A 655-nucleotide genomic window follows, 5' to 3' on the forward strand; every position below is an offset into this window, starting at 1 on the left:
TCGAGCTTTGTTGCCTGAGTGCAGTCCGCGATAGCCCGGTCGTAGTCGCCCTTGAGGGCATAGGCAGCGCCGCGATTATTGTAGGCAAATGCATAATTCGGGTCGAGCTTTATTGCCTGAGTATAATCCGCGATAGCGCGGTCGTAGTCGCCCCTGTTGCCATAGGCGCTACCGCGATTATTGTAGGCTCGTGCGTCATTTGTGTCAATTTTTATCGCCTGAGTATAATCCGTAACCGCGCGGTCGTAGTCGCCCTTGCTGTTATAGGCAGCGCCGCGGTTATTGTAGGCAAATGCAAGATTCGGGTCGAGCTTTATTGCCTGTGATAAATCCGCTATCGCGCGGTCATAGTCGCCCTTGTCGTCATAGGCAGTGCCGCGATTATAGTAGGCAAATGCAAGATTCGGGTCAATTTTTATTGCCTGAGTGTAATCCGCAATCGCGCGGTCGTAATCGCCTTTGTCGCTATAGGCATTGCCGCGATTATTGTAGGCAGACGCAAGATTCGGGTCGAGCTTTATTGCCTGAGTATAATCCGCGATAGCCCGGTCGTAGTCGCCTTTGCCGCTATAGGCATTGCCGCGATTATAGTAGGCAGATGCATAATTCGGGTCGAGCTTTATCGCGTCCGGAAAAAACGATATCGCGGTGTCAA

The 655-nt window shown here is 51.9% G+C and carries 1 protein-coding gene; it reads right to left on the reverse strand.

The window, feature by feature from the left end; translation table 11 throughout:
* Positions 1–655, reverse strand: a 655-nt coding sequence (locus tag AWU74_RS07210) for a tetratricopeptide repeat protein (protein ID WP_162505002.1), incomplete at both ends; no start/stop codon positions are given.

The sequence above is a fragment of the Treponema endosymbiont of Eucomonympha sp. genome (assembly GCF_001028545.1).